7 protein-coding genes are annotated in these 4,782 nt (G+C 42.4%); all 7 read left to right on the top strand.

What is annotated here, in order from left to right; all coding sequences use genetic code 11:
- Positions 1–141 precede the first annotated feature (141 nt).
- The 7 genes from D0T84_RS21300 to D0T84_RS21270 all read left to right on the top strand — a co-directional run bounded on the left by D0T84_RS21300 (position 142) and on the right by D0T84_RS21270 (position 4,780).
- Positions 142–1,323 (top strand): ATP-dependent Clp protease proteolytic subunit, encoded by a 1,182-nt coding sequence (locus tag D0T84_RS21300; protein ID WP_163309946.1) that lies wholly within the window; start codon positions 142–144, stop codon positions 1,321–1,323.
- Between the two features lie 23 nt (positions 1,324–1,346).
- The gene (locus D0T84_RS21295) at positions 1,347–2,219 is read left to right on the top strand and encodes a hypothetical protein (RefSeq protein ID WP_163309945.1); all 873 of its coding nucleotides are present in this window, start codon (positions 1,347–1,349) and stop codon (positions 2,217–2,219) included.
- A gap of 35 nt (positions 2,220–2,254) precedes the next feature.
- Positions 2,255–2,512, top strand: coding sequence for a hypothetical protein (locus tag D0T84_RS21290; RefSeq protein ID WP_163309944.1), 258 nt, complete (start codon positions 2,255–2,257; stop codon positions 2,510–2,512).
- A gap of 25 nt (positions 2,513–2,537) precedes the next feature.
- The gene (locus D0T84_RS21285) at positions 2,538–2,909 is read left to right on the top strand and encodes a hypothetical protein (RefSeq protein ID WP_163309943.1); all 372 of its coding nucleotides are present in this window, start codon (positions 2,538–2,540) and stop codon (positions 2,907–2,909) included.
- Positions 2,906–3,193, top strand: a complete 288-nt coding sequence (locus D0T84_RS21280; RefSeq protein WP_163309942.1) for a DUF6046 domain-containing protein — start codon at positions 2,906–2,908, stop codon at positions 3,191–3,193. Before D0T84_RS21285 ends, D0T84_RS21280 begins: the two co-directional genes overlap by 4 nt.
- Positions 3,194–3,713: 520 nt before the next feature.
- Positions 3,714–4,382, top strand: a complete 669-nt coding sequence (locus tag D0T84_RS21275) for a Bro-N domain-containing protein (protein WP_163309941.1) — start codon at positions 3,714–3,716, stop codon at positions 4,380–4,382.
- A gap of 11 nt (positions 4,383–4,393) precedes the next feature.
- On the top strand, positions 4,394–4,780 hold the full coding sequence (locus tag D0T84_RS21270) for a hypothetical protein (protein WP_163309940.1): 387 nt from the start codon (positions 4,394–4,396) through the stop codon (positions 4,778–4,780).
- The last annotated feature ends 2 nt before the right edge of the window (positions 4,781–4,782 follow it).

Raw genomic sequence — 4,782 nt, 5'->3', positions numbered from 1 at the left:
CTGTAACTTCAGCAAAATAGGGAGAGATGAATCTATTCATGAAGCGAAGATAACATTTCTACAAATTATGATGAAATTTTGATGCGGTTGCCCTGAACCGTTACAATCTTTGTTGTAGAATATTAATCAAAAGTATATTTTATGGCAAAAATCCCTTTTAATATTAGCGCATCAAAGCAAGGCAATCGGGGGCTTATCCGTATAACGGGCACAATCGGGCTTGACACAAACGCCGATTTGTTTCGCTCTCAGGTTGATAGCCTTGTTAATGATGGTGTAACCGATGTACATCTTTACATCAATAGCGAGGGCGGGTCTTGCTTCGATGCCGCCGAAATAGTGAATATTATACAATCGAGTTTTAGCGGCCGTATAACAGGCGAGGGCGGCGCAATCGTAGCAAGTGCCGCGACATTTATAGCCTTGCATTGTAACTCATTTACCATGCCCGAAAATGGGATGTTTATGATACATAAGCCATCAGGCGGCAAAGAGGGCAACGTGAGAGATTTGGAATCATACACAAAGTTGCTTCGTGATATTGAAAATCAATACTATAACGTGTATAAAAACAGGGCTACCGACCCCCAATTATTGGAGCAACAATGGAATGCTGGCGATTGGTGGCTAACAGCACAGGAAGCAAAAGACAATGGATTTATTACCGATGTGAAAGGACAGGCGACAATAGACGAAAGAACGGCCGCCGTTATATCGGCCTGCGGTTGCCCCCGTGGCAAGTTCCCGAAAATAAAGAAAGTAGCGACAAACAACGAAAACAAGGGCGAAAGCCTTTCGCAGATTGCCGAGGCTCTGGACTTGCCATCAGACGCGACCCTGAAACAAATATTAGAGGCTATTGCCAAACTGAAAGGCGAGGAAACGCCCGAAAAAGCAGTACAATCAGCCGTAAAAATGGGATGTATAGGTGTATCGGAACAAAGCGAATTCCTGACTATTGCCCGCACCAATCCGAAAGTATTTGCCGGGCTGATGCGTAAACGCAAAATACAGGCGAGTGCTGATGTACAGGCCAAAATTGATAATAAAGTGAATACCGCAATATTCGACAAGCGTATTTTGGCAACGGCGGCGAATGACTGGCGCAAGTTGTTCGACTTGGATTTTGATACGGCAAACGCCGTTCTCAATCAAATAGAGCCTATCGGAAAGATAGTGTACCATGAAAGCAGACAGGACGGCAAAAAGCCCGAGAATCGTGCAAACTGGACACTTGACGACTACCGTAAGAAAGACCCTAAAGCATTGGCCTCCAATCCACAGCTTTACGAAAGGTTATTAGAAAAAGAACAAACCAAATAATTAACAATCAAATATTTACAAAAATGGCAGGATTAAGAAAAGAAGTATGGGTAAAGCAACTGATGGAAAAATTTTACCCGGTGAGTTCATTCCTCAATTATGTAAAGGATTTCAGCCCGTTAGTAGATAACGATGCGATAAACCTTGCAGAGGCGGGCATAGACCCGAAAGTATTGGTAAATAATACGACCTATCCGATAGCAGTTGTAAAACGTGATGACAAGCCGATACGAATAGAACTCGATCTGTTTGAAACCGAAAATACACTTGTGCGCCGCCCTGATGCTATCGAATACGCATACGACCAGCTTGAAAGCGTATTGATGGGGCACAGAAACGTACTGAAAGCCACAACGGGGGCAAAAGCCGCCCACGCATATGCTCCGGACGAAGATACGGACGAAACGCCCGTAATACAAACGACAGGCGACGCATATAAAGGGCGTAAACGCCTTACCATAGAAGATATTTTGCTTCTGAAAGAACGTTTTGATAATGCGAATGTGCCACTCGAAGAGCGCTATATGGTATTGCACCCTTCGCACCTTACCGACCTTATTTTATTCGATATAAAAGCATTCAAGTCGATAACCGACTTTGTGAACGGCGAACCTAATCGCCTTGCGGGCTTTGGCATGCTACAATTTTCGCAAATGGCTTATTATGACGGCGATTTGAAGAAAAAGGCATTTGGTTCGGCCATAATGGATGGTGATGCGTTTTGCTCCTTAGCCTTCCAAAGAGGCGAAGTAATGAAAGCTGACGGACAGGTACATATGTATGCTACGATAGACGACCCGAAAGAACGTGGGGCGATTGTAGGCTTTGATAAACGTTTTGTGGCTTTGCCGATCCGAAATAAAGGTATCGGGGCGATAGTGAGCACAAACGCATAAATATTTAACAAACAACTAAATATACTTTGTATAATATGGCTTATAATAGGGAAATGTTATTGCGTAAAATCATTGAGATACAGAATATTGTTTTGAAAGGGCAAAAGAAAAGCCTAAGTCAAAAAGAAATGTATCATAATGTTATTGCGCCTAAGTATTTTATCAGTATTGCCACATTCTATAAGTATTTAGGATGCAATGCGAAGAAAGAACTTGCCGAGATTGAGGAACGCCGCCGACTGAAAGAAGTTGCCGACAGGGAGCGCGAAAAGGTGGTTTTAAATGAAGTTTAAACACTGATTAAATGCAAATCAAAAAATGACGGGACAGGAAAGAAACCAATTTTTATTTGTGGCCGATGCCATACGCCAAATATTCGGCATAAATAGCCCCCTGTATATACCATACGGCGAAAATAAAGACTTTGAGCCGGGCGAATATAATGATATCAAATTTTTGCGACCTGATACCGAACTGATGGAAGATATGAACATACCCCCAACGGAATTTGGTACTAAAGTATATGGAGCAATACAATTTGAGGGCGGCGGGTATAATATGTATGAACGTGATGGTAGCCTTGTCGAGGAGCGATTTGGCGATTATACATTGCCCTATTCGTGTATTGCCAGCTTTTCGCGCGATAGCAATATAACCAAAACCGAGGTGTTAGGCCAACGGGAACCGTGAAAGAAATATACGGAAAAGGCGACTGGGATATTCAGATACGGGGTATTGCCCTAAGCCGCCGCGATGGCAAAGGAGCGAGCGCGCACGAACAAATAGAAACGCTTACCAAATGGGCAAATATATGCGATTCGATAGGGGTATTAAGTGCAATGTTCCGAACAAAAGGTATTTATAGTATTGTTATCGAGCGTTTTTCGGTTCAGCCCGTTGTAGGTAAATGGGATTGTATTCCCTTTCAGATTGATGCGGTAAGCGATGAGCCTATCGAGTTATATCTGCCTTAAAATAAAGAGAATCCTACCTCATACTAAATCAGAAAAGGCAGGGTGAGAAGTCCTGCCTTTGCTTTGTCAAAGATCGACCCGAAAGCCTGTCTTTATCATTATCCTGCGTTATGCAGGGCTTATTTTAGCGGCAAAAGGGCAAATATTGTCACTGCCCTTTTGGGAGATTCGCAGTCCTTACGGGCTTTAAATCAAAGCAAATATAAGAAAATAAACAGTTTATTATCAAAAATGAGTATAAGGTTTAGAAAAAATGCGGGCTTTTGCTTGCATAAGTGAAAAAAATACCTAACCTTTGTGTTAGCCAAATATAATAGATTTAATGTAGCGTGAAACGTGTATATCGTTTGCCTACCTTACAGTAAGGCTTTTTTTATGCCTTTACTTAAAGAATACAGAACGGTTGCGCTTTTCCCCGGACATTTATTTTCGAGTCACGCTCGTTATATCTGTTATGTTTGGCGACACGGGGAGAGGCCAGCCGTTTTTTCTGTGCCTTATAACGCCAAATATAACAGATATGAAAGAAAAACAAAAACAGGCTATTAGCCTAACGGTAACCGATGGTGTAACCGTGAATGTTGTGCCCGATTCACAACATAACTATGTGATGACTACAAAAGAAGTTGCTGAGGGATATGGCATGAATGTCGGTTCTATCCTAAAGCATTTACAAAGAAAAAAAGACGAACTTATTGAGGGCAAACACTACCTGAGAGGGGCGGCGTACAATATGTACGACCCCAACCAACCCGACCAAATATTTTGGACAAAACGGGGCGTTATACGTCTTGGATTTACCGCAAAAACCGAACGCGCAAAGCGTTTTCGCGATTGGGCGGAAGATTTGATATTGAAGATTGACGAGCAACGCGACCTGTTCGGCAATGCGATACACGAAAAGCCGAATTACAGGCATATAAAGAAACAAGCCTTTGAGTTGGTGGTGTTGCAGGGCAAAACGCAAAAGGAGGCTGCCAGCGTGCTGCAAATTGCCGAAAATACAATGTCAGAATGGGCAAGACAGGGCAATTGGCGGGCACAGCGCAAAGCGGCAGAGATGGAAGAGCAATCGAGCACTTTAGTAAATCGTTTTTTTGCGGTAGTTCCCGATATTTGCGAGATTGAAGATAAGGAACTAAGGATGCGTATTATCAGCAAATTAGCGGGAGAGGGGGTGATACTATGAATGCCATCGATATGAAAGGAAATACACAAGCCGCCGAAATGGATATTCAAGGACTTACAGAAGGATGCAATCGCGCAATAGTAGTGTATTCCCTTGAGGAAGATTATTTTGCGCCTAAAGGCTTTAGAACGCGAAAAATGGTTATTCTATATGATAATGACGGATTTTGCCGCGAGACTGTTAATAAAGGAATAAGCAATATAATGATTATGCACGGTCAATCATTAATGAAAAGCCATATGTATATTACTAATGAAAGTGGCAAATGGAAAAAGTCATTGTTCCAATTTGCAGCTTTTTTATTATGCATATTCCGGCGATACCCACCCAGTGATTCCGGTGATACCCACCCACTCACTGTGCAAATTAGTCTGACAAAATTACCGTTTTTTTCTTAAGC

The organism is Dysgonomonas sp. 521, assembly GCF_010501055.1.
Classification (GTDB): Bacteria; Bacteroidota; Bacteroidia; order Bacteroidales; family Dysgonomonadaceae; genus Dysgonomonas.
This window is presented reverse-complemented; position numbering and strand designations above follow the sequence as displayed.